General features: G+C 65.3%; 21 protein-coding genes and 1 tRNA gene. 7 read left to right on the top strand and 15 right to left on the bottom strand.

The features are described 5' to 3' along the window. Positions 1 to 30 precede the first annotated feature (30 nt). The 5 genes from LZ536_RS06665 to LZ536_RS06645 are packed head-to-tail and all read left to right on the top strand — an operon-like array spanning position 31 to position 5,699. Positions 31 to 1,695, top strand: coding sequence for a class I adenylate-forming enzyme family protein (locus tag LZ536_RS06665; protein ID WP_249847616.1), 1,665 nt, complete (start codon positions 31 to 33; stop codon positions 1,693 to 1,695). Next, complete coding sequence (locus tag LZ536_RS06660; RefSeq protein WP_249847614.1) at positions 1,692 to 3,731, top strand: molybdopterin cofactor-binding domain-containing protein; 2,040 nt, start codon at positions 1,692 to 1,694, stop codon at positions 3,729 to 3,731. The genes LZ536_RS06665 and LZ536_RS06660 overlap by 4 nt, the downstream gene beginning before the upstream one ends. Then, on the top strand, positions 3,728 to 4,705 hold the full coding sequence (gene hemH, locus LZ536_RS06655; RefSeq protein WP_249847613.1) for a ferrochelatase: 978 nt from the start codon (positions 3,728 to 3,730) through the stop codon (positions 4,703 to 4,705). Before LZ536_RS06660 ends, hemH begins: the two co-directional genes overlap by 4 nt. Positions 4,706 to 4,737: 32 nt before the next feature. After that, positions 4,738 to 5,460, top strand: a complete 723-nt coding sequence (gene phbB, locus LZ536_RS06650; RefSeq protein ID WP_249847611.1) for an acetoacetyl-CoA reductase — start codon at positions 4,738 to 4,740, stop codon at positions 5,458 to 5,460. Next, positions 5,460 to 5,699, top strand: coding sequence for a ribbon-helix-helix domain-containing protein (locus tag LZ536_RS06645; protein WP_249847609.1), 240 nt, complete (start codon positions 5,460 to 5,462; stop codon positions 5,697 to 5,699). The genes phbB and LZ536_RS06645 overlap by 1 nt, the downstream gene beginning before the upstream one ends. Here the strand turns inward: LZ536_RS06645 and LZ536_RS06640 are convergent. The 3 genes from LZ536_RS06640 to LZ536_RS06630 all read right to left on the bottom strand — a co-directional run bounded on the left by LZ536_RS06640 (position 5,667) and on the right by LZ536_RS06630 (position 12,475). Further along, a complete protein-coding gene (locus LZ536_RS06640; protein ID WP_249847607.1) occupies positions 5,667 to 6,521 on the bottom strand; it encodes an ATP-grasp domain-containing protein in 855 nt (284 codons plus the stop codon). The two genes, LZ536_RS06645 and LZ536_RS06640, sit on opposite strands and share 33 nt — an antisense overlap. Before the next feature lie 14 nt (positions 6,522 to 6,535). Beyond that, positions 6,536 to 11,155, bottom strand: coding sequence for an NAD-glutamate dehydrogenase (locus tag LZ536_RS06635; RefSeq protein WP_249847605.1), 4,620 nt, complete (start codon positions 11,153 to 11,155; stop codon positions 6,536 to 6,538). Positions 11,156 to 11,233: 78 nt separating this feature from the next. Beyond that, entirely contained in the window at positions 11,234 to 12,475 is a 1,242-nt protein-coding gene (locus LZ536_RS06630) for a PAS domain-containing protein (RefSeq protein WP_249847603.1), read from the bottom strand. A 142-nt stretch (positions 12,476 to 12,617) separates the two neighbouring features. Here LZ536_RS06630 and LZ536_RS06625 point away from each other — a divergent pair. Further along, positions 12,618 to 12,693: transfer RNA gene (locus LZ536_RS06625), tRNA-Thr, on the top strand. A gap of 14 nt (positions 12,694 to 12,707) precedes the next feature. On the opposite strand, the gene aceB is transcribed toward LZ536_RS06625, so the two are convergent. From aceB to aceA, 3 genes are read right to left on the bottom strand one after another with little or no spacing between them, the layout of a single operon-like run. After that, positions 12,708 to 14,294 (bottom strand): malate synthase A, encoded by a 1,587-nt coding sequence (gene aceB / locus LZ536_RS06620; RefSeq protein WP_249847601.1) that lies wholly within the window; start codon positions 14,292 to 14,294, stop codon positions 12,708 to 12,710. A gap of 2 nt (positions 14,295 to 14,296) precedes the next feature. Next, a complete protein-coding gene (locus LZ536_RS06615; protein WP_249847599.1) occupies positions 14,297 to 14,494 on the bottom strand; it encodes a DUF4170 domain-containing protein in 198 nt (65 codons plus the stop codon). Between the two features lie 11 nt (positions 14,495 to 14,505). Beyond that, positions 14,506 to 15,783 carry an isocitrate lyase gene (gene aceA / locus LZ536_RS06610; protein WP_249847598.1) on the bottom strand — a complete coding sequence of 426 codons (1,278 nt, stop codon included), beginning with the start codon at positions 15,781 to 15,783 and terminating at the stop codon, positions 14,506 to 14,508. A 135-nt stretch (positions 15,784 to 15,918) separates the two neighbouring features. Here aceA and LZ536_RS06605 point away from each other — a divergent pair, with 135 nt between their 5' ends. Continuing rightward, entirely contained in the window at positions 15,919 to 17,319 is a 1,401-nt protein-coding gene (locus LZ536_RS06605) for a helix-turn-helix domain-containing protein (RefSeq protein WP_249847596.1), read from the top strand. A gap of 76 nt (positions 17,320 to 17,395) precedes the next feature. Here the strand turns inward: LZ536_RS06605 and LZ536_RS06600 are convergent, their stop codons facing one another. From LZ536_RS06600 to trpD, 9 genes are all read right to left on the bottom strand, one after another. Beyond that, the gene (locus tag LZ536_RS06600) at positions 17,396 to 17,770 is read right to left on the bottom strand and encodes a UrcA family protein (protein WP_249847593.1); all 375 of its coding nucleotides are present in this window, start codon (positions 17,768 to 17,770) and stop codon (positions 17,396 to 17,398) included. Positions 17,771 to 17,984: 214 nt separating this feature from the next. Next, positions 17,985 to 18,992, bottom strand: coding sequence for a fumarylacetoacetate hydrolase family protein (locus tag LZ536_RS06595; protein WP_249847591.1), 1,008 nt, complete (start codon positions 18,990 to 18,992; stop codon positions 17,985 to 17,987). A 40-nt stretch (positions 18,993 to 19,032) separates the two neighbouring features. Then, positions 19,033 to 19,587 carry a VOC family protein gene (locus LZ536_RS06590; RefSeq protein ID WP_249847589.1) on the bottom strand — a complete coding sequence of 185 codons (555 nt, stop codon included), beginning with the start codon at positions 19,585 to 19,587 and terminating at the stop codon, positions 19,033 to 19,035. 98 nt (positions 19,588 to 19,685) lie between these two features. Next, positions 19,686 to 19,886 carry a hypothetical protein gene (locus LZ536_RS06585; RefSeq protein WP_249847585.1) on the bottom strand — a complete coding sequence of 67 codons (201 nt, stop codon included), beginning with the start codon at positions 19,884 to 19,886 and terminating at the stop codon, positions 19,686 to 19,688. 153 nt (positions 19,887 to 20,039) lie between these two features. Then, positions 20,040 to 20,165, bottom strand: a complete 126-nt coding sequence (ykgO, locus tag LZ536_RS06580) for a type B 50S ribosomal protein L36 (RefSeq protein WP_006833921.1) — start codon at positions 20,163 to 20,165, stop codon at positions 20,040 to 20,042. 64 nt (positions 20,166 to 20,229) lie between these two features. Then, entirely contained in the window at positions 20,230 to 21,042 is an 813-nt protein-coding gene (gene trpA / locus LZ536_RS06575; RefSeq protein WP_249847584.1) for a tryptophan synthase subunit alpha, read from the bottom strand. Continuing rightward, a complete protein-coding gene (gene trpB / locus LZ536_RS06570) occupies positions 21,039 to 22,208 on the bottom strand; it encodes a tryptophan synthase subunit beta (protein ID WP_249847583.1) in 1,170 nt (389 codons plus the stop codon). Before trpB ends, trpA begins: the two co-directional genes overlap by 4 nt. After that, positions 22,202 to 23,578, bottom strand: a complete 1,377-nt coding sequence (gene trpCF, locus LZ536_RS06565) for a bifunctional indole-3-glycerol-phosphate synthase TrpC/phosphoribosylanthranilate isomerase TrpF (protein ID WP_249847581.1) — start codon at positions 23,576 to 23,578, stop codon at positions 22,202 to 22,204. Before trpCF ends, trpB begins: the two co-directional genes overlap by 7 nt. Beyond that, positions 23,571 to 24,641, bottom strand: a complete 1,071-nt coding sequence (gene trpD, locus LZ536_RS06560) for an anthranilate phosphoribosyltransferase (protein WP_249847579.1) — start codon at positions 24,639 to 24,641, stop codon at positions 23,571 to 23,573. The genes trpCF and trpD overlap by 8 nt, the downstream gene beginning before the upstream one ends. Positions 24,642 to 24,924 lie beyond the last annotated feature (283 nt).

Raw genomic sequence — 24,924 nt, 5'->3', positions numbered from 1 at the left:
GGTGCCAGCGAAAGGCAAAGGAGTTGCGGTTTGCGGACTGAGCTCGACCTGAAGTTCGACGAGAAGCTGGCCGAGGCTACGGGACCCGGAGGCCGCATCGTCATCGACCATGACGCCGAGGGCCGCGCCATTGTCGGCAACTTCCCGGCGACGCTGCCTGTCTTCTTCAAGACCTTCTGCGCATTGAACGGCCAGGTCGAAGCCATGGTTGCCGGCGACGAACGGCTGACTTTCGCCGATCTCGACCATTGGTCGGACAGGCTTGCCAAGGCTTTGGTGACGCGCGGAATCCGCAAGGGCGACCGCGTCGGCATCGCCATGCGCAACTGCCCGGCCTGGGTCGTCAGTCACATGGCGATCCTGAAGGTTGGGGGCATTTCGACCCTGCTCAACGGCTGGTGGGAAGCCGAGGAGATGCGGCATGCGGTCGAGCTGACCGAGCCGGTCCTGATCCTCGCCGATCCGCCGCGCGCGAAACGCCTGGCCGAGCGTTGCGGAAAGATCGAGACACTCTCGCTGCCGATCGAGGGACCGCTCGGCGAGGCATTGGCCGAGCTGCTTGAGGGCGCGGACGAGAATGCGGAGCTTCCGGAAGTCGTGCCGGAGGACGATGCGACGATCCTTTTCACCTCGGGATCGACCGGCGAATCCAAGGGCGCGCTTTCGACGCACCGCGCAGTGACGACCGGGACCTATGCCTATTCGGTGGGCCTGATCGTGCTGAAGGAAATCCTGCTCAGTCAGGGAAAGAATCCGGCGCCGCCGCGCACCTTGCTCAGCGTGCCCCTGTTCCATGTCACCGGGGAGGTACCGGTCCTACTCAACAGCTTCGTCGTGGGGCGCGGGCTGGTGGTCATGCCGAAATGGGATGCGGGCGAGGCGCTGCGGCTGATCGAAAAGGAGCATATCACCTATTTCGTCGGCGTGCCGACCATGAGCCTGGAACTCATGAACCACCCCGACCGCGACAAGTATGATTTGTCCTCGCTGACCGACATCACAGGCGGCGGAGCGCCGCGCCCGGTCAGCCACGTAAGGCGGCTGCAGGAAACATTCCCCAACTCCCAGCCGGCGCTGGGCTACGGCCTGACCGAAACCAACGCGGTCGGCTGTGCCAATTTCTGGGGCAATTACGCGGCCAAGCCGGCCTCGACCGGCCGCGAGCAGATCCCGTTTGTCGAAGTCGCCATCCTCGGTGCTGGCGACGTGCATTTGCCGGCGAACGAGCGCGGCGAAATCGGCATCCGCGCCGCCGCCAACATCAAATGCTATTGGCGAAATCCGGAAGCGACCGCCGCTGCCTTCACCGCCGACGGCTATCTGCGCACTGGCGACATCGGTTACCTCGACGAGGATCGCTATCTCTTCATCGTCGACCGCAAGAAGGACATCATCATTCGTGGCGGCGAGAACATTAGTGCCGCCGAGGTCGAGGCTGCGCTTTACGCCAATCCTGACATCGCCGAGGCGGCGGTGTTTGGAGCGCCCGACGAACGACTGGGCGAGGTGCCTGTGGCCGTGCTCCATAGTCGTGACGGCGCGTCGCTCGACGAGGGTAGCTTGCGTGATTTCCTCCACGGCAAGCTCGCCGCCTTCAAGATTCCGGCGCGGATGATCTTCTCCGCCGCACCGCTGCCGCGCCTCGGCACCGGCAAGATCGACCGGGTCGAGCTCAAGGAAAAGTACGCGCGTTGAAGCCGATCGACCGCCGCACAATGCTGATCGGCGGCGGGGCCGGCATCGGCCTCGTCGTCGCCTTCTCCCTGTGGCCGCGCGAGCTTGGCAGCGCGCTCAGCGCCGGCAAGGACGAGAAGGTCTTCGGCCATTATCTCAAGATCGCGACCGACGGACAGGTGACCGTTGCCGTGCCGCAGGCGGAGACGGGCCAGGGCATCTGGACCGGCCTGGCGCAACTGGTGGCCGATGAACTTGGCGCGGATTGGGAGAATGTCGCGGTCGTGCCCGCCCCGGACGCACCCGTCTATCGCAATGCCATGCTGGATGGCCGGGTCACGGCTGGCGCCACATCGATCCGTGCCTTCGAAGGCCCGCTGCGGCAGGCCGGCGCAACGGCGCGCGACCTCCTGGTCAGGGCTGCCGCCAAGAAGTGGGGCGTGGCCGCGGCGGAATGTACTGTCCGGAATGGCTTCGTCAGCCACGAGGACAGACGAGCGGCGATCGGCGAGCTTGCCGCTGCCGCCGCCGGTCTCAGCGCCCGCGACGATGTCGAAGTGCGGGCCTGGGGTGCGGGCGGGCTGGTCGGGCAGCCGCTCCCCCGGCTCGACCTTCCGGCGAAATCCGATGGATCGCTGCGCTTCGCCGGGGACGTCCGTTTGCCGAACATGGTGCTGGCAGCGGTCCGGGTCGCGCCGCCGGGCGGGGAGCTCAAGGCGTTCTCGCGTTCGGCTGCAGAGCGCCAGCCGGGCGCGCAACAGGTCATCGCGGCCAAGGGCTGGCTGGCCGCGATCGGTGAGACCTGGTGGGCGGCAGAGAAGGCGCTGCAGGCGGGGCAGCCGCATTTCAGCGGTCATGGCCGCGGCGCGCGGCCCGACGAGGCGGCCGACTTCGAGACGATTTTCGATCAGGGTGATTTCGACAAGGCCGTCGGTTCGGCCCGCGCTCTTGGGGCGGCCTATCGCATTGCGCCGAGCCAGCACCTCGGCCTCGAGCCGATGGCGGCCACCGCGCGATTGGCGAATGGCAGGCTGGAGGTCTGGGCGCCGGTCCAGGACTATGACGCCGCGCACCGCGCCGCGGCCGACGCCGCGGGACTGAAGCCAAGCGCTGTCACCCTCTATCCGATGCCGGTCGGTGATGGCGGCGGGGCAGCGATGCAGGCGGACGTCATCCCGATCGCCGTCGAATTGGCGAAGCGGACGGGCAAGCCGGTGCAACTGACCCTGTCCGCCAATGGCTCACAGAATCACGACCGTCCGCGCTCGCCGCTGCTGGCCAGGATGGCGGGATTGCCGTCGCCCAATGGCGCGGTGCAAGCGTGGAGCGCGCGGCTTGCGGTCGCCGGCAACGCCAAGATCGAGAACGCAGTGCCTTCATATGCCATTCCGTCGATCCGGGTGGGGCGGTCGAACACCGAATTGCCGTTCGAGACCGCCTACATGCGTGGCGGCCTGGAAGCGCTGGCCGGGTTCGCGACGGAGAGCTTCGTCGATGAAATGGCGCGGGCGCTAAACGCCGATCCCTTCGTCTTTCGCATGGGCATGTTGGGCGGCAGCGTCCGGCTGGCAAAATGCCTGACGGCGGTGACCGCGATCGGCGGCTGGGACGGCGGCGGCAAGGGCAGCACGATGGGCGTGGCTGCGTCCTCCGCCTTCGGCTCGCACATCGCGCTCCTCGTGCAGGCGGGCGTTGGCCCTGACCAGAAAATCCAGGTCGAGAGGATGGTCGCCGCCGTCGATTGCGGCCGGATCGTCAATCCCAACCTCGTCCGGCAGCAGGTTGAAGGCTCACTTCTGCATGCGCTCGATCTGGCGACGACACCGGCGCCGGAGTTCATCGCCGGCATGCCGGTCGCGCGACCTCTCGGTGGGCTCGGCTTAAGGCGCCTCTCACCGGTTCCCAAGGTCGAAATCGAATTGATCGGCAGCCGCGAGACTGCGGGCGGGGTCAGCGGGCTTGGCCACCTGGTCTGTGCGGCCGCCGTTGCCAATGCACTGGCGTCGGGAACGGGACGCCGCTTGCGCAAGCTGCCGTTCGACCTGATGGCGGCATGATGCACGGCATCGGCGTCCTCCTCATCAACCTCGGCACGCCGGACAGCGCGGAGCCGAAGGCGGTCCGGAAATATCTCGCCGAATTCCTGTCGGACCGCCGGGTAGTCGAGATTCCGCAGATTGCCTGGCAGCCGTTGCTGCGCGGGGTCATCCTCAGGACCCGGCCAAGGAAATCCGCCGAGGCCTATAGCAAGGTCTGGACCGAGGACGGCTCACCGCTGCGGGCGATCACCAAACGCAAGGCGGCGGCGCTGCGGGCGCGCCTGGGCGATGAGATCATGATCCTCGACGCCATGCGCTACGGCCAGCCGTCGATAGCCGACGGTCTCGGGGAAATGCTGGCGCACGACTGCGATCGGATTCTGCTGGCGCCGCTCTACCCGCAATATTGCGCGGCGACGACCGCCACGGCCAACGACAAGGCCTTCGAGATTTTGAGCGGGATGCGCTGGCAACCGGCGATCCGCACCTTGCCGCCCTATTATGACGACCCTGCCTATATCGGTGCGCTGAAGGCCAACATCGAACGGCAGCTCGCGGCGCTCGACTTTGAGCCGGAGAAGCTGCTGCTCAGCTTCCACGGCATGCCGGAGAGAACCCGCAAGCTCGGCGATCCCTACTACGACCATTGCCAAACGACAGCGCGATTGCTGGCGGCAAAGCTCAGCTTGCCGGTCGATGTGACCTTCCAGTCGCGCTTTGGCCGAGCGAAATGGCTCGAGCCAGCGACCGATGAAACGATCGAGGCCTATCCGCGAAAGGGCGTGAAACGCATCGCGGTTGCCGCTCCCGGATTCTCGGCCGATTGCCTGGAGACTCTGGAAGAGCTCGGCATCCGCGGGCGCGAGAGTTTCCTGTCCTCGGGCGGCGAGAAGTTCGCGTTGCTCGAATGCCTGAACGACAGCCCGGAAGGCATGGGCCTGCTGGAAACCCTGATCCGCCGCGAGCTTGCAGGCTGGCATGAGGGGGCATAAGCGAACCGCATACAACGACAGGGAGAGGCTTCATGGGACGAGTGGCGATTGTCACGGGTGGCACGCGAGGCATTGGCGAGGCGATCAGCGTTGCCCTCAAAGACATGGGGATGAAGGTTGCGGCCAATTACGCCGGCAATGACGAAAGGGCGCGCGAGTTCACCGAGCGCACCGGCATTGCCGCCTACAAGTGGGACGTGTCCGACTTCGATGCCTGCCAGGAGGGCGTGAAGAAGGTCGAAGCCGACCTCGGCCCGGTCGATGTGCTCGTCAATAACGCAGGTATCACCCGCGACACGACCATGAAGCGGATGGACCACCAGAAGTGGCAGGACGTCATCGACACCAATCTCGGCGGCTGCTTCAACATGGCGAAAGCGGTGTTCGAGGGCATGCAGGGCCGGAACTACGGCCGCATCGTCAATATCGGCTCGATCAACGGCCAGGCCGGGCAATATGGCCAGGTCAATTACGCCGCCGCCAAGTCCGGCATCCACGGCTTCACCAAGGCGCTGGCGCAGGAAGGCGCGCGTAACGGCGTCACCGTCAATGCGATCGCTCCGGGCTATATCGACACGGACATGGTCGCCGCGGTGCCCGAAGAGGTGCTGGCCAAGATCATCGCCAAGATTCCGGTCGGGCGTCTCGGCAAGGCCGAAGAGATCGCCCGCGCCGTCGGCTTCCTCGTTGACGAACAGGGCGGCTTCATCACCGGCTCGACCATGTCGGTCAACGGCGGCCAGCACATGTATTGATGGGGCCGGAACGCTTCGAAGGGCCGGTCAAACGGTCGGTGACGATCGCCGGCCATGAGACATCGATCAGCCTGGAGCCAATGTTCTGGGAGGCGCTGGAGCGGACGGCGAAAGAGCTCAACGTGCCGGTCAATGCGCTGGTAGCGCGGATCGATGCGCTCAGGATCGAGGCGTCGAGCCCACCGAACCTGACGAGCGCACTGCGCTTATGGCTGTTCGATCGCGCGGCGAACGGCTGAGGTGAAGGCGGCGCCCTTGTCGGGCGCATGTTGCAGCCAGAGCGAGGGCTCGATCAGCTCAAGCTCCATGATGCGCAATTGTCCGTCATCGTCGGCAACCATGTCGACGCGGGCGTAGACGGCCTCGGGGGGAGCAGCGGCGAGCGCGGCCTTGGCGAGATCGATGGCGCCGGCGGGTGCTTCGCAGGGTTCTTCGGTACCGCCCAAATGCGGCTGTACCCGGAAATCGCCGGCCTTGGGTTTCTTGACGATGGCGTGGCTGAACGCTCCGTCGAACAGCATGATCGAATATTCGCCGCTGGCGATCGAAGCCATGAACGGCTGCACCAGCATTCGGCGGCCGGCGGCCTCGCCCGGAACCGGGTCGTTCGGCCCGAGCAGGAAGGTGCCGGTGGCCGACGCGGAGATCGGTGGCTTCACCACCAGCCGCTCGCAGCCGAAGCGGTCACGTGCCTCGCGCAGGACATGCTCGTCCAGCGCATCGACTGCGATGGTGTGGACGGTCGGGACGCCGCCAGCGTCCATTTCCGCGAGATAGGCCTTGTCGCTGTTCCAGCGCAGGATCGCCGGCGGGTTGATGCAGCGGGCGCCCTCGCTCTCGATCCGGTTGAGCAGCGCCAGCCACTCATCGTAGCGTTCATGATAGCCCCAGGCGACGAGCGGCAGCACGGCGTCAAACGGCGTCAGGTCGCCGATCGCCGTCCACGGCCGCGCCGTCACCTCGAACCCGCCATTCCGAAGCGCGTCGGCCTCGACGTGGAAAGCCCAGGCGAAGGGCTCCGGATACAGGGGATCCGGGACCAGGATCAGGACGTGCGGCAACTTGGCTTGTTCGATCAGCGGCCGAGCAATACCCGCGCCTGGCTGGCGATCTGCGCAAGCATGGCGGCGGTCACGGCACCGGCGGTCCGGGCCTGGACGACCAGCCGGCGGAACTGCTCGATGCGCGAGGCATGGCGATCGATCCAGCGCTGCGTCGAGGCGACCAGATCCGGGTCGCGCAAGCGGCCGAGGAAGTCGATCCGAAGCTGCTCGAAGTCGCGTTCCAGCCCGGCGATCAGCAGGCGCTCCCACGGGTCGGCGGGCACGAAGCGCGCCACCTGCTGCTGCGCCCAGTCGAGGCCAAGCGCCTCGCCAAGGACGACATAGGCCTTGGTCAGATCCAGCTCGTCGAAATGCTTGCGGGCGGCGAGGGCGGCGATGCCCATGACGCCATCCAGCTCGTAGAGCCGCACCAGGCCGTCGACGATGTCCTCGTCGGCGCCGAGGTTGATCAGGCGCTCGTGGCGGCTGGCCGCCTCGTTGCGAACTTCGGAGCGGATCAGTCGCGCGGCCGCCGCCGCAACCTTCTTCACGCCCGGGCCGAGCAGGTTGACGAGGTCGCTGACCGTGGTCTCCGCGCCCGTCGACCGCAGGATGTCCGAGACGTGGCTGCGGACCGACCGCGCGGCGACCTGGAATAGTTCGATGCGGAGCGATTCCGGGATTTCGGCCTGCTCGATGCGATGCCAGAGTTTGGGGAGGTCAAGCAATTCTTCGGCCGCGAGGAAGGCCGTCGCCACCTGGCCAAGCGACACGCCCTCTTCCTCGGACAGCAACATGCAGATGCTGGGCCCGAGGCGGTTGACCATGCGGTTGGCGACTTTGGTGCCGAGGATTTCATCGCGCAGGCGGTGGGCGCGGATGGCGTCGGCATGCGCCTTCTGCATCGGCTTCGGGAAGGCTGCGAACAGCTGAGGTTCGAGGATCGGATCGCGAGCCGGATGTGTCTTTTCGATCGCCTCCTGCAACGACATCTTCGACATCGACAGGATGACGGCGAGCTCGGGCCGGGTCAGGCCCCGCCCGTCCATGCCGCGACGCAGGAGCACGTCGCTCGAGGCCAGGCCTTCGACCTTGCGATCGAGCCGGCCGCTTGCTTCGAGAATCTCGATGGTGCGGACCAAGGCGGGGAGCGCCTGGGCGCCGCCTGCTTCGGCGATAGATAGTGCGAGGCTCTGCAGGCGATTGTCTTCCAGTACGAGTTCGGAGACCTCGTCGGTCATCTTTTCGAGGAGGGCGTTGCGCTTGCCTTCCTCGAGCCGCCCTTCGCGCATTTCGCGGTTGAGCGGGATCTTGATGTTCACCTCATTGTCCGAGCAATCGACGCCGGCCGAATTGTCGATGAAGTCGGTGTTGATACGGCCGCCATGCTCCGAGAATTCGATACGCGCGGCCTGGGTGATGGCAAGGTTGGCGCCTTCGCCGATAACCCGTGCCCGCACTTGGTTGGCATCGACGCGCAGCACGTCATTGCCGGTGTCGCCGACGTCGGCGTGGCTCTGGGTCGAAGCCTTGATGTAGGTGCCGATGCCGCCGAACCAGACAAGGTCGACGGCGCTCTTGAGGATCGCGCTGATCAGCGTCGTGGGATCGGTTTCCGTCGCCTCGATGCCGAGCGCCGTACGGGCTTCCTCGGTCAGCGTGATCGACTTCTGCGAGCGCGGCACGATCATCCCTCCCTTCGACATGACGCTGCGGTCATAATCGTCCCAGCTGGAGCGCGGCAGCTCGAACATGCGCTTGCGCTCTGCCCAGCTCGCCGCCGGATCGGGATTAGGATCGATGAAGATGTGGCGGTGGTCGAAGGCCGCGACCAGCTTGATCGCCTGCGAGAGCAGCATGCCGTTGCCGAAAACGTCGCCCGACATGTCGCCGCAGCCGACGACACGAACGGGGTCGGTCTGGACGTCGATGCCCATTTCCAGGAAGTGGCGCTGGACCGAAACCCAGGCGCCCTTGGCGGTGATGCCCATCGCCTTGTGGTCGTAGCCATTGGACCCGCCGCTGGCGAAGGCGTCGCCAAGCCAGAAGTTGCCCTCCAGCGCCAGGCCGTTGGCAACGTCGGAGAAGGTCGCGGTGCCCTTGTCAGCGGCAACGACGAAATAAGGGTCGTCGCCGTCGTGGATGACGACGGACTCAGGATGGACGACCTTGTCCTCGAGGATGTTGTCGGTGATCGAGAGCAGCGAACGGATGAAAACCTTGTAGCTTTCGGTGCCTTCCGTCAGCCAGGCATCGCGGTTGGCAGGGCTCGGCAGCTGTTTGGGATAGAAGCCGCCCTTGGCGCCCGTCGGCACGATGACGGCATTCTTCACCACCTGCGCCTTCATCAGGCCGAGGACTTCGGTGCGGAAGTCGTCGCGCCGGTCGGACCAGCGCAGGCCGCCGCGAGCGATTGGCCCGTAGCGCAAGTGGATACCCTCGACGCGCGGGCTGTAGACCCAGATTTCGCGCCACGGCACCGGCGCCGGAAGGCCGGGCACCTTGGAGCTGTTGATCTTCATTGCCAAAGCGAGCGCGCTGGCGGGCGAAAAAGCATTGGTGCGCAAGGTCGCTTCGACGAGGGCGCGCATCAGGCGGAGGATCCGATCGTCCTCGATCGAACTGACGGCACGCAGGGCGTCTTCAAATGCCTCCCGGGCTTTCTGGACCAATTGCTCGCGGCCGTTCCGGTGCTGCGGATCGTGGAGGGCGCTGAAGATGTCGATCAGCGCCTTGGTCGCGGCCGGAGCGCGGCCAAGCGCGTCGACGACCGTGGCGACGCCGTAGGTTACGCCCGTCTGGCGCAAATAGCGGAACCAGGCGCGCAGCCAGACGACGGCCTGCGGGGAAAGGTCGGCGGCGAGAATCAGCTTGTTGAAGTCATCGTTCTCGGACTCGCCGCGGAGCACGGACGCAACGGCCCGTTCGACCGTCTGGTTGCGCTCCAACGAGCCTTCGCAATCGACACCTTCCGGCAGGTCGATCTCGAAGTCGTGGATGTGACCGACATTGTCGCTGCCGACCCGCGTCGGCATTTCCTCAAGCACGCGGAAACCGAAATTCTCGAGTACCGGCACCGCATCTGACAAGGGCACGAATCCGCCGCAGCGATAGATTTTGAGGCGAAGGTCGCCCTCGGTGTCGCAACTAATGAGACGGACGTCGCGGTCGTCCGGGCCTTCCAACGCGCCGAGGCGGACGATGTCTTGCGCCGCCTCGCTGGCGTTGGTGCGTGCCTGATAATCGTCGGGCAGGAGATTGAGATAGGTGAGGGCGAGGCGCGCGCCACGTCCCGAACCGGCTTGGTCGACCAGTTCGTTCTCGACCGCCGGCGCCCAGCCGCGGACCATCTCGACCAAGCGGGCGTCGAGTTCTTCAACGTCGGGAATCTTCGTTGTCGTGTCGACGCTATAGGTAAAGCGGGCAAGCGCCAGCTCATCCTCGCCGACGTCCACCGACCAACTGCTGAGCGGCGCATCCACCGCCTCGCCGACCATGTCGCTGATGGCCAGGCGCCGGGCAGTGGTCAGCTGTTCGCGCGGCAACCAGACGAACGCGTAAAGCTGGCGCTGGAGCGCGCCCGTGAGCAGCAACAGCTTGGGCCGCGGCCGGTCGGCCAGCGACATTGCGGTCAGGGCCGCGTCGCGCACCTCATGCTCGTCGAACGAGATCAGCAGGTCGTGCGGAAGCGTCGAAATCGCGTGGGCGAGCGCCTTGCCGCCGTGGCTCGAGGGCGAATAGCCAAGCTCGCGGTCGAGGGCCGCAAGCCGGCCACGAAGGACCGGCACATGCTCGGCCGGCTCGCGCATGGCGGCGCTGGTCCACAAGCCGCAATGGACCGAGACGCAGCCGTCAGGGCGGCGGACCATGACGACGTCCAGCGGCACGCGGCGGTGGACCGGCGATAACCGGTCGGCCTTGAGCAGGAGCGCGGGCGCTTCCTTGCCGCTCAAATGCTCGAGGGCGGCCTTGGATTTGGGCTCATCCCACAAATTGTCCTGGCCGCGAAGGATACCCAGCGAGCTGCGGGCGTGACCGGTCCGGTCGATCTCGGCATGGCCGAGCAAGGTGAAGTGATTCTCGGCGAGCCAGCGCAGCAGCGCCGCGCCCTCGTCGTCGGGGCCGTCCAGGATTTCTGCATCGGCTTCCATGCACGCCAGCATCTCGCGCCAGTCGGCAACGGCATGGCGGACGTTGGTGAGCACGGCGCGCAGCTCTTCGACCAGTTCCTGCCGGCGGCGGGCGTCGGCGCGGTCGAGTTCGATGTAGATGATCGATTCCGGCTGGCCCTCACCAATGGCGATGAGATTGCCCTTGTCGTCACGCTGGGCCTTGACGACCGGGTGCAGCAGGCGGTGGATGCCGAGCTCCCGTCCCGCGATGGCGCCGGCGACGCTGTCGACCAGGAACGGCATGTCGTCGTTGACGATGGCAAGCCGCATGCGCCGCTTGCCGACTTCGCCGCCGATCGACTTCATCTGCAAGGCAAGCTCGCCGGCCTTCCGCTTGGCGCCGACATCGACGACGAAAGCCGCCGCCTCGTCGCGGTCTTCCTGGGAGAAACCATCGAGCTCGCCGGGGAGCGCGTTGCTGATCAGGGCGTCGCGAACGGCGCTAATCAGCGATCCGTCCACGACCGGTTGGGCCGCCATAGGTCTTGCCATTTCCTTGAGGGTCATTGGCGGCGGCCTATAGACCCGCCCCCTTGGCCGAAACAAGGCTTGGAAAGGCTAGGCCGTGCGGCGGAGCGCGCGGTCGAGCAAGGATTCGTCGGTGACCAATGCGACGACCTCGTGCACGCCGGCGGCATTGCGGCGCGTGACGACGAGGGCAAATTCCTGGTTGGTCGGCAATTCCGAAAGTGCAATTCCGCGAGCTGCGCGCAAGTGCGAGCGGGCGATCTCCGACTTGTTCTCGACCGGCAAATCGGGGCGGCGCGCCTTGCGCTCGGCAGCGACGAGGCCCTTGAGGCCGCCCTCTGCCTGCTCGACGAAATCGAGGAAGCCGCCGAACTCGACCTTGCAGCGCTCGGCATGGCTGAGCGCGGATGCGAATTCGGTGAGGCGTGTCTTGTCATAGTCGACGCCGAAGACGAGCTTGACGATCGGCGTCATCGGCGCACGGGCCTGAGCCTTCACGCCGGCGTCGTCTAGGATTTCGGAATATTCGTCCGGCACGCGCTTGGTCGCGACTGCAAAGTCGTAGGCCATGGCAAGCGTGCGATAGAGGGCTGCGCGGCTGCGGCCGTCGGCTTGCTTGCAGATTTCGGCGCTTTCGCGGGCGGCCCAGAGGCGATCGGCGAGGCCCGCCTCGGCTTCGACCTCAATCTCCTGCGGCTCGTCGAGCTCAAGCGGCTCCTCGTCCTCGATCTCCTCATCCAGTTCGTCGACCTGTTCCAGCTCCAGCGGAGCCAAGGCAGGCACGAGCACCGGCGACTCGACCGGCGCGTCGCCGGCGTCCTTCCAGTTGATGACGCCATAGATGAAATCGATGGTGTCGCCGTCCGACGAGAAGGGCATCAGGATGCCGCGGTAGCATATCGAATGGCCACGCTGGTTGACGAACTCGGCCTCGAAGCCGACCGGCGCGCGGTTGGCGATGATCTGCATGTAATGGTCGGTCAGGCGTGACAGCAGAGAGCGGCTCGGCACCTGGTCGATACTGGCAACTTCGTCGCCTAGATCGCATTCGGACCGGATCGCGGCTCCGATATAGGGCGTCGCCGGATTGTCGCGTCCGCCCGTGAAGTCCAGCAGCACGCTGTTCTGCGCGAAATCGGTGATGTTCGCCGGATCGAGGTCCTCGATCGAGGGATAGTCGCGGCCGTCCAGCAGCGAGACCCAGTAATTATAGGCGCGAACGTGCATGCGCCGCTCGTCCGTGCCGATCGCCACCGTCGCGTCATCGCCGGCCGAGCCAACGGGCTCAACCGGTGCATCAAACGCTTGGCTGTAGTCGGAGAAGCTATCCATGCTTCGTAAACGCCCCGATTGCCCCCAATTCGGGTGTAATTTGCCCGGAATCGACTAACAAAGCGTTAAGCATGTTTGTTTGATACAGCGCGGGTTGCGGGACGCAGGTGTCACTGTTAAGGGCGCCCGTCCTCCGGGAAATGCCGCTTTAGCTCAGCTGGTAGAGCACATCATTCGTAATGATGGGGTCGTGGGTTCGAGTCCCCCAAGCGGCACCACTTCCGTGGCCTGACTAATCCAGCAACTCGTACGCAGGCAAAGTGAGGAATTCCTCGAAATCCTCGCGCGTGACGAGGTCGTAGAACAGTGTCGCGGCCGGGGCGAGGTTGGGATCCTCGTCTCCGAGGCCCGCAAGTTCCTCGGCAAGCCAATCCTCGAACATGTCGCGGCTGAAGTGCCGGCCGTCGTCGAGCGGCGCCGCAAAGCGCAGCCACTGCCAGAGCTGGGCGCGACAGATCTCGGCCGTCGCGGCATCTTCCATGAGATTGTAGAGCGGCACCGCGCCGCGGCCGCCCAGCCAGGCGGCGATATACTGGACGGCGACACGGATATTTTCCCGGGCACCAGCCTCGGTACGCGGGCCCTCGTGCAGATCCAGCATGTCGTCACGGCCAGGTGCGCGCCCAGGCATCTTCGACAACTGGTTCGGCCCGGGCATGGTCGCGAACGCTTCCAGTGCCACCGGCACCAGCGCCGGGTGCGCTACCCAGGTTCCGTCATGGCCGTTGCCGACTTCGCGGAGCTTGTCGGCGCGCACCTTGTCCATCGCCGCTTGGTTCGCGGCTTCGTCGCCCTTGACCGGGATGAAGGCGGACATGCCGCCCATCGCGAAGGCACCGCGGCGGTGGCAGGTGGCGACGAGGCGGAGCGAGTAAGCGGCGAGGAAGGCCTTATCCATCGTCATGGCGGAACGGTCAGGAGTTAACCGCCCCGCCTGACGCCCCAGTCGCTTGATGTACGAAAAAATATAGTCCCAGCGCCCGCAATTGAGGCCGACGATATTCTCCCGTAGGGCGTGGAGGATCTCATCCATCTCGAACGCGGCCGGGATGGTCTCGATGAGCACCGTTACCTTGATCGTTCCGCGCGCGAGGCCGAGCCGCTGCTCGGCATGAGCAAAGACGTCGCTCCACAGCGCCGCTTCGTGGCGGCTCTCGAGCTTGGGAAGGTAGAAATAGGGGCCCGAGCCGGCGTCGAGCGCGACCTTGGCGTTATGGAAGAGATAGAGACCGAAATCGAACAGGGCACCGGCGATGGGGCGCCCGTCGACGATCACATGCCGCTCGGGAAGATGCCAGCCGCGCGGGCGCACGATCAGCACGGCCGGATTTGGTCCAAGGGAATAGGCCTTGCCGTTGCCGGGATCGGTGAAATCGAGCGTGCCGAGCCACCGGTTACGGACGTTCACCTGGCCCTGGACGAGCTCGTCCCATGTCGGCGAGGTCGCGTCTTCGAAGTCCGCCATGAAGACCTTGGCGCCACTATTGAGCGCGTTAATGACCATCTTGGCGTTGGTCGGGCCGGTGATCTCGACCTCGCGATCCTGGAGGTCGGCCGGGATCGGCGCGACCTTCCATTCGGCCTCGCGAATAGCGCGGGTTTCCTCCGGGAAGTCGGGCAACTCGCCTGCGTCGAAGCGCGCCTGCCGCTCGATGCGGCGCTCAAGCAGTTCCAGCCGCCGGGCGTCGAACAATTCGTGCAACTCGGCGAGGAAGGCCAGCGCACCCTGCGTCAGGATTCCTTCGGCGCCGGGGACCTCGCTGGGCGCGACTTCGATCATGCGGGCGGAATGCGCCCGCTGTTGCGGCTCGGCAAGCACGGTCAGCGTGCCATCGCTTCCTGGGTGATGACGTAGCGGGTGGTGGCCGCCAGACGGTCGCGGAAGGTCAGCCGCGTCCATTCGGTGCGGGCGCGCTGCAAATCCGGGAACGGGCCGGAGATTTCTTCCGTGCCCGGCACAACCTCGTCGAAGCGGCAGTTGCGATATTCGCCGCCCAAGACCCAGTAGCGCTGTCCCATGCTCATTCTCCCTAGCGGGCCGCCGCGAACTGGGCGGTTTCGGTGGATTCCTGCAACGCGACCGTCGAGGCTTCGCCACCGGACACGGCGGTAGCGATGGCGTCGAAATAGCCGGTGCCGACCTCGCGCTGGTGGCGGGTGGCGGTGTACCCAGCGGCCTCGCTCGCAAACTCGGCCTGCTGCAGTTCGGAGTAAGCAGCCATGCCGCGATCGCGATAGCCGGCGGCCAGTTCGAACATGCCGTGGTTGAGGCTGTGGAACCCCGCCAGCGTTACGAACTGGAACTTGTAGCCCATGGCGCCGAGCTCGCGCTGGAAGCGGGCGATCGTGTCCGCGTCGAGCTTCGCCGCCCAGTTGAAGCTGGGGCTGCAATTATAGGCGAGCGGCTTGCCGGGGTGTTGGCGATGGATGGCCTCAGCGAAGATGGCCGCTTCCTCCAGATCGGGGTGGCTCGTTTCCCACCACAGCAAATCGGCATGCGGCGCAAAGGCGAGGCCGCGGGCGATGCAATGATCGAGCCCGCTGCCGTCCTTCAAGCGGTAGAAGCCCTCGGGCGTCCGTTCTCCGGTAAGGAACGGTCGATCACGCTCGTCGACGTTGCTGGTGATGAGCTTCGCGCTCTCCGCGTCGGTACGGGCGACGAGGACTGTTGGCACGCCGCAGGTATCAGCGGCGAGGCGTGCGGCATTGAGATTGCGGATCGCCGCCTGGATCGGGATCAGCACCTTGCCCCCAAGGTGGCCGCACTTCTTTTCGGATGCGAGTTGGTCCTCGAAGTGCACGCCTGCCGCGCCGGCCTCGATATAGGCTTTCATGATCTCGAAGCAGTTGAGCGGGCCGCCGAACCCGGCTTCGGCGTCGGCGATGATCGGCGCGAACCAGTCGCGCTTGGCGCCGCCTTCCATATGCTCGACCTGGTCGGCGCGGGCGAGCGTGCGGTTGATGCGCCGCGCCAGCTCCGGCCCTGTGTTGGCCGGATACAGAGACTGGTCGGGGTACATGGCGCCCGCCGTGTTGGCGTCTGCCGCCGCCTGCCAGCCGGAAAGGTAGATCGCTTCCAGGCCGGCTCGTACCATTTGCATGGCCTGGTTGCCGGTGACCGCGCCCAGCGCCCGGACCGGTTCCTCGCGTTTCAGCAATTCCCAAAGCTTCAGCGCGCCGCGTCGCGCCAGCGAATGCTCGATCGGGATCGACCCGCGCAGCCGCAGGACCTCGTCGGCCGAATAGGGACGAGTGATTCCATCGAAGCGGCCGGGGGGAGCGGGGATCAGTTGGTCAAAACTTGTCATCGCCTGTTGCTCCGCAAAAAATGGCTGTGTTTGCACCATTTCCAACATGCGAGCGCGGGTTTGGCACCGGCAAAAAGTGTCGGATTGTCACAAATTGACTTGTGCCGGATGGGCGAAATTGACAGCCAGTGAATCATGTCCAGCAAGCTGTTCCTCGGCCACCGCCTCCGCCGCCTCCGCCGCGACCACCAAATGTCGCAGACCGACATGGCGACGAGCCTGGCGATCAGCCCGAGCTATCTGAATCACCTGGAGCGTAACCAGCGGCCGGTGACGGCAACCTTGCTGCTGAAGCTGGCCGAGCATTACGATGTCGATGTCCGCGCCTTTGCGGCAGGCGGCGGCACGCGCACCGGGCCGGACGAGCTTGCCGAAATTTTCTCCGATCATCTGCTCGCGGACCTTGGAGTGCCGCGTTACGAACTTGCCGAGTTGGCCCATAATTCTCCGTCCGTCGCCGATGCCGTCGCCCGGCTCTACGCCGCGCTGAAAGAAGCCGGCCGAAACCCGAGCCTTGCGAGCAACGACGATGCGCGCTCCGTCGTGACGCCGGAAAATTGGGTGCGCGACTATATCCAGCAGCACCGCAACCATTATCCGGAGCTCGAGGAGGCGGCGGAGACCTTGGGCGGCGCACTCAGCGATCCGCTGTCGATGCAGGAGCCGATGCGGAAGCGGCTCAAGAACGCCTGGGGGATCACGACCCGCGTCGTCTCCCAGTCCGAGCTCGGCAATATAAGCCAGCAGTTCGACGCCGAGCGGCAGCTGTTCCTGATCTCATCGCAGCTCCGGCCGGAAAACCGGACATTCGCCCTCGCCTATCAATTGGCGCTGGTCGAGTTCGCGGGTGTCATCGACCGCATGGTCGCGGAGGCGGGCGCGCCCGACGAGGGAATTCGCCAGCTTCTTCACATGAGCCTCGCCAATTATGCGGCCGGGGCGATCATGATGCCCTACGGCCGGTTTCTCCAGGCCTGCGAGGAGATGCGCTATTCGATCGACCGGCTGTGCGGCGAGTTCGGCGCGAATGTCGAACAGGTCGCACACCGGCTGACGACGTTGAGCCGGCCCGGTGCGCGCGGCGTGCCGTTCTTCATGCTGCGGGTCGATCCGGCGGGGAACATTTCCAAGCGTTACGCCGGCGACCAGTTTCCCTTCTCGCGTTTCGGCGGCACCTGCCCACGCTGGAACCTGCACGCAGCCTTTCAGGCGGCGGGCCAGGTTGTCACCCAGCTGATCGAGACGCCGGACGGGCATCGCTATTTCACGGTCGCGCGAACCATAGAGCGTCCAATCAAGTCGGACCTGTCCGGCGGACTGCTCGCCATCGGGCTGGGCTGCGATATTGTCTTTGCCCACAAGCTGCACTGCGCGGAGGCCTATGACCTGGCCGATGCGCCAGTCACGCCGGTCGGGCCGGCCTGCTCAATCTGTCCCAGGCTCGATTGCGGTTATCGTGCAACTCCGCCGGCAGGCCGGATGCTGGCGGTCGACCGTAACGCGAAGAGCATCTCGCCTTATCCGTTCCTGCCCTAGGCGCGGCCCCAAATGACTTGCGGCGCCGCTTTCGGGTAGCGACGCCGCAAGCATTGGCCGGGGGGTGGGGGAGTGCTTACCGGCCACTGACGATGATTGCCGCACCTGCGATCGAGGTCTTGCCGGTGGCGACCGCCTCGGCGATCTGCGGCGCGGCGGACTCCCAGGCCGTATTGGCGCAGGCGTAATAGCCATTGTCCTGCAGGCCATCGCGGCCGAGGTCGATATCGCAGACGCGCTCGATGGCGCCGCCGACCCGATGTTTGAGGCGCTTCTGTTCGGAAGCGCTGGCGAGCTGGAGGTCGGCGAAACCGACGCGTTCCGTCTTCACGTTGGCGCCGCCGTAGACGATGACGGGCGGCTCCTGCGCGAAGGAAGGGGCAGCGATGGCGATACTTGCCAGGCCCGAGATGAGGGCGGCAACGACGGGGGCAGTCTTGCGTCCGAACATCTGAAATCTCCTTTTTGCGCCGTGCGTGCGGCAGGAGACTCAATGCGCCCGTTTACATTTGATTTCGCGCCCGCTTCGACCAGCCATCCGGCTGAATCGTTCGGCGCCGGAACGACCTCCGAAAAGGCGGCAATCATCGACGGGTGGACGAACGGCGGCCACCAATGGCTGTCATCCCCCTGTCATGTCAGGGGAATCTCCTAAGGGCTTGGACTCAGGCGGCGACGACCGTCTGGTCGATCGTTCCGAAAATCGGGTGATGACGGTCGTCGTGCATGGTGATGCAGACTCGGTCACCAGCCTTGAGGAACGGAGTTGCCGCCTGCCCGCGAAGGATGGTTTCGACCATTCGCACTTCGGCAATGCAGCTATAGCCAAGGCCGCCGTCGGCGACCGGGCGGCCGGGTCCACCATCCGAATCGCGGTTGGACACCGTGCCCGATCCGATGATCGTGCCGGCGCCGAGTTTCCGGGTTTTGGCGGCGTGGGCGATCAGCGTTCCGAAATCGAACGTCATGTCTTCGCCCGCGTCGGCCTTGCCGAAGGGCTGGCCGTTCAATTCGACTTCCAGCGCACCGTGCAGCTTGCCGTCGCGCCAGCGGTCGCCGAGCGCTTCGGGCGTGACGAAGACCGGCGAAAAGCTCGACGCCGGCTTCGACTGGAAGAAGCCGAAGCCCTTGGCGAGTTCGCCGGGGATGAGGTTACGCAGACTGACGTCATTGGTGAGGCCGACAAGGCGGATGCACTTCAACGCCTCCTCGCGGCTGACGCCCTGCTGCACGTCGCCAGTGACCACCACGACCTCGGCTTCCAGGTCGCATCCCCAGCTTTCGTCAGTGAGCGGAATGTCGTCGCGCGGACCAAGGAAGGCATCGGAACCGCCCTGGTACATGAGCGGGTCGTGCCAAAAGCTGTCGGGCATTTCCGCACCGCGCGCCTGCCGCACCAAGGCGACGTGGTTCACATAGGCCGATCCATCGGCCCATTGATAGGCGCGGGGCAAAGGCGCGGCGGCATCGCGCTCGTGGAATCGCTCGAGCGGGATGGCTTCATGTTGAAGGTCGGTGGCCAGCAGTCGCAAAGCCGGCTCGTAGCGGTCCCAGTCGTCAAGCGCCGCCTGAAGCGAAGCGACGATGTGGCCTGCGTCGGCATAATAAGCGAGATCCTCGGAAACGACGACGAGGCGGCCGTCGCGGCCATCTTTCAGCGATGCGAGCTTCATGCGGTTCCGATCGTGGGTTGGGCGAACGCCGGCTCGGACGTCATTCGGCCAGGGAGCCGGGATCGACGTGGAGCCATTGCGCGTGCTTCGGCGCTTTCTTGGTCCGACTCCATTCCTCGAGCATCAACGGCGCTACGCGCTCAAGCTCTTCATATTGATCCGGCGTGCCGATGTTGCACGCAAGCTCAAGCCGATGCCCGTTGGGATCGAAGAAATAGATGGAGCGGAAGATGCCGTGATAGGTCGGGCCAAGCACGTCAATGCCCTGCGCCTCAATATGCGTCTTGGCGGTGAGCAGGGTGTCCAAGTCGCCAACCTCGAAGGCGATATGCTGCACCCACTCGGGCGTGTTGGGGTCGCGCGACATCTCTGGTTGGTTGGGCAGTTCGAAGAAGGCAATGACGTTGCCGCCGCCGCAGTCCAGGAAGACGTGCATGTAGGGATCATAGGCGCCTGTCGAGGGCACATGGTCCTCGGCGAAGGCGTTGGTGTAGCGCATGCCGAGTACGCGCTGGTACCAGGCGACCGTCTCGCCCGCGTCCTTGCAGCGATAGGCGGCATGGTGGATTCGGTTGAGTGCGAAAGGATGGCTCATCGGCCGCCGGGGTTACGCCGGACCGCTCGATAATTCAAACCGCTGAGGGGAAGTGAGCCGACTCCGCGCCTCCCGCGCAGGGAGCCGGCCCAGTCTCATTAATGCGTATTGACGTCGACGTTGACCTTGTCGGGGATATTGATGTTGGTGTCCTTGCCGCCGAAACCGAGCTGGTCGCGGAACAGGAACAGCAGCACCAGAACCACAATGATCAGCAGCACGACGGCAACCACGCCGCCGCTGCCGCCGCCGTCGGTTTCGACGATGGTCGTACGGTCGGTGTCTCTATCATCGGCCATGTCGTTCACTCCCTGTAATCTTGCTTACAATGGCGAAACGAACGCGCACGCCAATGCGGGGTTCCACTTAAGGACCCCCGGCCGGGAATGACAATTGTGGAAAGGGCTGGTTAGCCTTGGCGAGCTCGCAAAGGGGCAAAGCTGCCCCGCAGCTTAGCCTTGACGAGCTTTGAAGCGCCGGTTCGTCTTGTTGATGACGTAGGTGCGGCCACGACGGCGAATCACCCGGCAGTCGCGGTGACGCGACTTCAGCGACTTGAGGCTATTGCGAATCTTCATGGCCGGGCTGCCTGCTCGTTCTCTTGTTCTAAAATGTATGGAGGTCGTGAAACCGGGGCGTCCCCTATAAGGCGACCGAGGCGAAGTCAAGGCGCTGCGCCTCCGTGGCGCCCCTCAATTCCCGAACGAAAGCCGCAACTTCGGCAGGCGAGGCACCGTCCGCGATCCGCTGGACGATGGCCGAACCGCTGATCACGCCAGCCGCCCCATGGTCCAAGGCTTCGCGAACATGATCGGGGCTGGAAATCCCGAAACCGAGGACAGGGGGCGCCGCTCCGGCCAAATCCAGCGATTCGAACAGGGAACGGTGATCGAGCTGAAGGCGGCGGTCCGCGCCGGTCACGCCCGTGCGGGCAACGCAATAGGTGTAGCCGCTGCTGATGCGCGCGATCCGCTCGATCGTCGCCTGCGGGGTGTTGGGCGCGGCGATCATCACCAAGTCGATCCCCGCCGCCTTCGCCGCCGCCGCATAGGGTTCGGCCTCCAAGCACGGGACGTCGGCGACCAGCAGGCTGTCGGCGCCGGCCTCGGCCAGTTCATGTGCAAATTGTTCAATGCCCCGAGCGTTGACGATATTGGCATAGGTCAGAACGCCAATCGGAATATCCGGGTGTCGTTTCCTGAAGCGCCCGATCATCTCGAAGCAATCGCCGGTCCGTACGCCTGCCTTGAGGGCCCGGACGGCGGCAGCCTGGATGACCGGGCCGTCGGCGACCGGATCGCTGAACGGAATGCCGAGTTCGACCATGTCGGCTCCGCCGTCGACGAGCGCATCGAGGTAGGCCTCGCACTCGGCAATGCCGGGATCGCCGAGCGTGAGGAAGGCCCCAAGCGCGCGCTGGCCGCTGCGTTCGAACATGGCGGCGTAGCGCGTCATTTGCCGAGCAGCCTTTGCGCCGAGGCCATGTCCTTGTCGCCGCGCCCGGAGACATTGACGAGCAGGACCGGATTGTCGTCGCGCTCTTCGGCAAGCTTCAGGGCAAAAGCGACGGCGTGGGCGCTTTCGAAGGCCGGAATGATGCCCTCGTTCCGTGCCAGCGCCGCGAAGGCGTCCAGCGCTTCCTGGTCGTTCACGCCAACATAATCGGCGCGGCCGCTCTCCTTCAAATGCGCGTGCTCCGGGCCGACAGCGGGATAGTCGAGCCCAGCCGAAACCGACCAGGTATCGTCAACCTGCCCGTCCTCATCCTGCAGCAGGAAGGTCTCGGCGCCATGAAGGATGCCGGGGCGGCCCTTGAGGATGGTGGCGCCATGGTCGCGCCCGTCGAGACCCTTGCCGGCGGCTTCGACGCCGATCAGCGCCACTCCCTCATCCTCGATGAAGTCCGAGAAGATGCCGATTGCGTTTGAACCCCCGCCGACGCAGGCGATGACGGCGTCGGGCAGTCGGCCTTCCATTTCCAGGATCTGTTCGCGCGCTTCCTTACCGATGACGCGCTGAAATTCGCGGACCATCAGTGGGAAAGGATGCGGGCCGGCTACCGTCCCGAGCAGATAATGGGTGTCGGCAAAGCTCGCGGTCCAGTCGCGCAGCGCTTCGTTGACCGCGTCCTTCAATGTCCGCCCGCCGCTGGTCACCGGCACGACCTCAGCGCCCATCAGCTCCATGCGAAAGACGTTCAATTGCTGCCGCTCGACGTCGTCGGCGCCCATGTAGATTCGCGTCTCGAATCCCAGTAGCGCGCCGACCATCGCCGTCGCGACGCCATGCTGTCCGGCGCCGGTTTCAGCGATCAGCCGGCACTTGCCCATGCGCTTCGCTAACAGGCCCTGTGCGAGAACTTGGTTTGTCTTGTGGGCGCCGCCATGAAGCAGGTCCTCGCGCTTCAGGTAGATGCGGGCCTTGCCGGCGCCGAGGTTGCGACAACGCGTCAGCGGTGTCGGCCGTCCGGCATAAGTGGTGAGCAGATCGTCGAGCTCGGCCTGGAAACTGGGGTCGCCACGCGCGGCCAGGAAGGCGTTCTCGAGTTCGGTGATCGCTGGAACGAGGATCTCGGGGACGTAGGCACCGCCGAAGCGGCCGAAGCGGCCGGTCATCAGCATGATCCGCTCCTCGACGGCGCCCGAAGTTCAGCGAACAGGGCTGCGACCTTGTCAGGATCCTTCAACCCGGGCGCACATTCGACGCGCGAGCAAAGGTCGAGTCCAAAGGCGCCAACAGCCTGCGCCGTACGGGCGTTGTCTGGTCCTATGCCGCCGGCGAGGAACGCGGAGGGGAGGTCGTTCCGCTCCCTCACCAGCGACCAGTTGAACGTCTCGCCCGTGCCGCCGGCGCGTCCGTCGCGTGCAGTGTCGAACAGGCTCCGGTCGGCGCCCCTGCGGGCAGCTGGGGCATGGCCGTTTACTGGGCAGGTCGCCCAGACCTCGACATCTTCGGGCAGTTCCGCGCGGACGGTCGCGATCTCTTGTTCCGTCTCCGCGCCATGCAATTGCACAGCAGCCAAGCCCGCCTTTGCGGCGACACGGATGACCTCGTTCACCGGTGCGTCGCGAAACACGCCGACCGGCTTCATCTCTGCCGATCGCGCCACCTCGGCCAAGGCTTTCGCACGCTGGGCAGTTACTGTTCGTGACGAGAATGGCGCGAGAATAAAACCGGCATGGGTCGCGCCCGCCGCTCCCGCCAGCTTCACATCTTCCACGCATGTCAGTCCGCATATTTTGACGTTGCCATGGACCAGTGCCCTCGCCGCCTGGCCGGTATCGGGCGCTGCCATGAGCGCCGAACCGACCAGGAAGGCGTCGACCAAGGGGGCTAGACGGTCGACGTCCCTGCGCGCGGCGATGCCGGATTCGGCGATCGCCAGCACGCCGGCGGGGATGAGCGGCGCAAGCCGCTCGGTGACGGAAAGGTCGGTCGCCAGCGTCTTCAAGTCCCGATTATTGACACCGATGATCTTCGGCCGAAGCGACAGGGAACGCTCCAGCTCCTTTTCGTCATGCACCTCGACAATGACATCCATGTTGAGGCGCTCGGCTTCGGTCATGACCGTCCGGGCCTCTCCGTCGGTCAGCACCGACATCATCGCCAGCACCGCGTCGGCCCCGGCGGCGCGCGCTTCCAGCACCTGGGCCGGATCGACGATGAAATCCTTGGCGAGAATCGGGCCGTCGAACAGCTCCCGCGTCTTGGAGAGATCTGCAAGCGAACCGGCAAAGGCCGGCCCGTCGGTCAGCACGCTGATCGCGTCCGCGACCGGCGCATAGGCTTTTACCGCATCTATCACGGGCAGGCTGCTACGATGGCCGGAGGGCGAGGCGCGCTTTACCTCCATGATGAACCGCGCGCCGTCCCTGGCCAGCGTGTCGTACAGGCTACGGGTCGAGGGCCGGACTTCGAACGAGCGGCCGCGAAGCCGATCCGCGACTTCGCTCCGCTTTCGCGCGACGATACCGGCCAGGACGTCAGTCATGGCTCGCCTCGACATAGAGGTTAAGGACGCGCCCCGCTTCGCCCGAGAGCAAGGCGTCACGCGCCAGACCGAAACCTTCGCGCAGGCTCGACGCCTTGCCGGTGGTCATCAGCAAGGCCCCGGCGTTGAGCGCGGTGATGTCCTGCTCGGCCTTGGTGCCGGCGCCGGCGAGAAGCACCCGGAGGCGCGCGGCATTTTCCTCGGCATCGCCGCCGACTGCCGTCTCGAGCGGTGCGCGATGCAGGCCGACGTCCTCCGGCACCAATATCTGCTCCTCCAGCCGGCCGCGATCGAGACGCACTGCATGCGTCTCGCCGTGCAAAGCGATCTCGTCGAGGCCCGAGCCGTGGACGACCAACGCTTGCTCGACGCCCATTGCATCCAGTGTCTTTGCGATCATGTGCAGCCTCGCAGGATCGGCGACGCCCAGCAGCTGCACAGGGGGCCGGGCCGGATTGATGCAGGGTCCGAGCAGGTTGAGCACGGTCCGCACCTGAAGCTGGCGCCGCACCAGTCCCGCATGGCGCAGGCCGGGATGATAGGCCGGCGCGAAAAGGAAACAGAAGCCGGTCGTGTCGAGCAGCCGACGCGCCTTGTCCGGCGCGAGCTCGATCTTCGCGCCCAGGGCTTCCAGCACATCGGCCGATCCGCATTTCGAGCTGACGGCACGATTTCCATGTTTGGCGATGGGCAGGCCGCAGGCGGCCGCAACGAAGGCGGTCGCGGTCGATACGTTGATCAGGCCCGATCCATCCCCGCCCGTGCCGCAGCAGTCGGCGAAGAGGTAATCGGGCCGATCGAACGGCGTTGCCGCCGCGAAGAGCCCGCGCGCCGCGCCGATCATCTCCTCGGTCGTTTCGCCCTTCATGCGCAAGGCAATGAGCATTCCGGCAATTTCGGCGGGCTCCAGCTTTCCGAGCACGAGGCGTTCAAACAGATGCTCGGAATCCTCCGAACTGAGGTCATGGCCGGACAGGAGCCGAGGCAGGGGATTGGGCACCGGGCCGTGGTCGACGACCTCGTGGCGAAGCGGCGGCAGCTCAACTTGGGCTTGTGACAACATGGGCTGATCTCGTTTGGCTAAGGCAAGAAAAAACCCGCCTTGAGGGCGGGCTTCGAAGGACTTGGGTTGGTGATCTAGAGCTTCACCAGCCGCGCCATCGGGCCGCGCCAAACGAGTGCGAACGCCACCACCAGCCGCGAGCCGTAAAATTCGTCAGCGATGCAAAAGCGTTAGCCATCCCCATAAGCTTCGGCTCCGACGGCCTGCCTGTCAAGCACTAGGGTTTGCGAGGAGCCGCCGGGGGCTCTATCAGGCCGCCAAATTCACCATAAATTCCGAAGGG

Source organism: Sphingomonas alba, from assembly GCF_023516555.1.
Taxonomy (GTDB): Bacteria; Pseudomonadota; Alphaproteobacteria; order Sphingomonadales; family Sphingomonadaceae; genus Sphingomicrobium; species Sphingomicrobium album.
The sequence above is the reverse complement of the archived record's forward strand: the minus strand, read 5'-3'. Positions and strand labels throughout refer to the sequence as shown.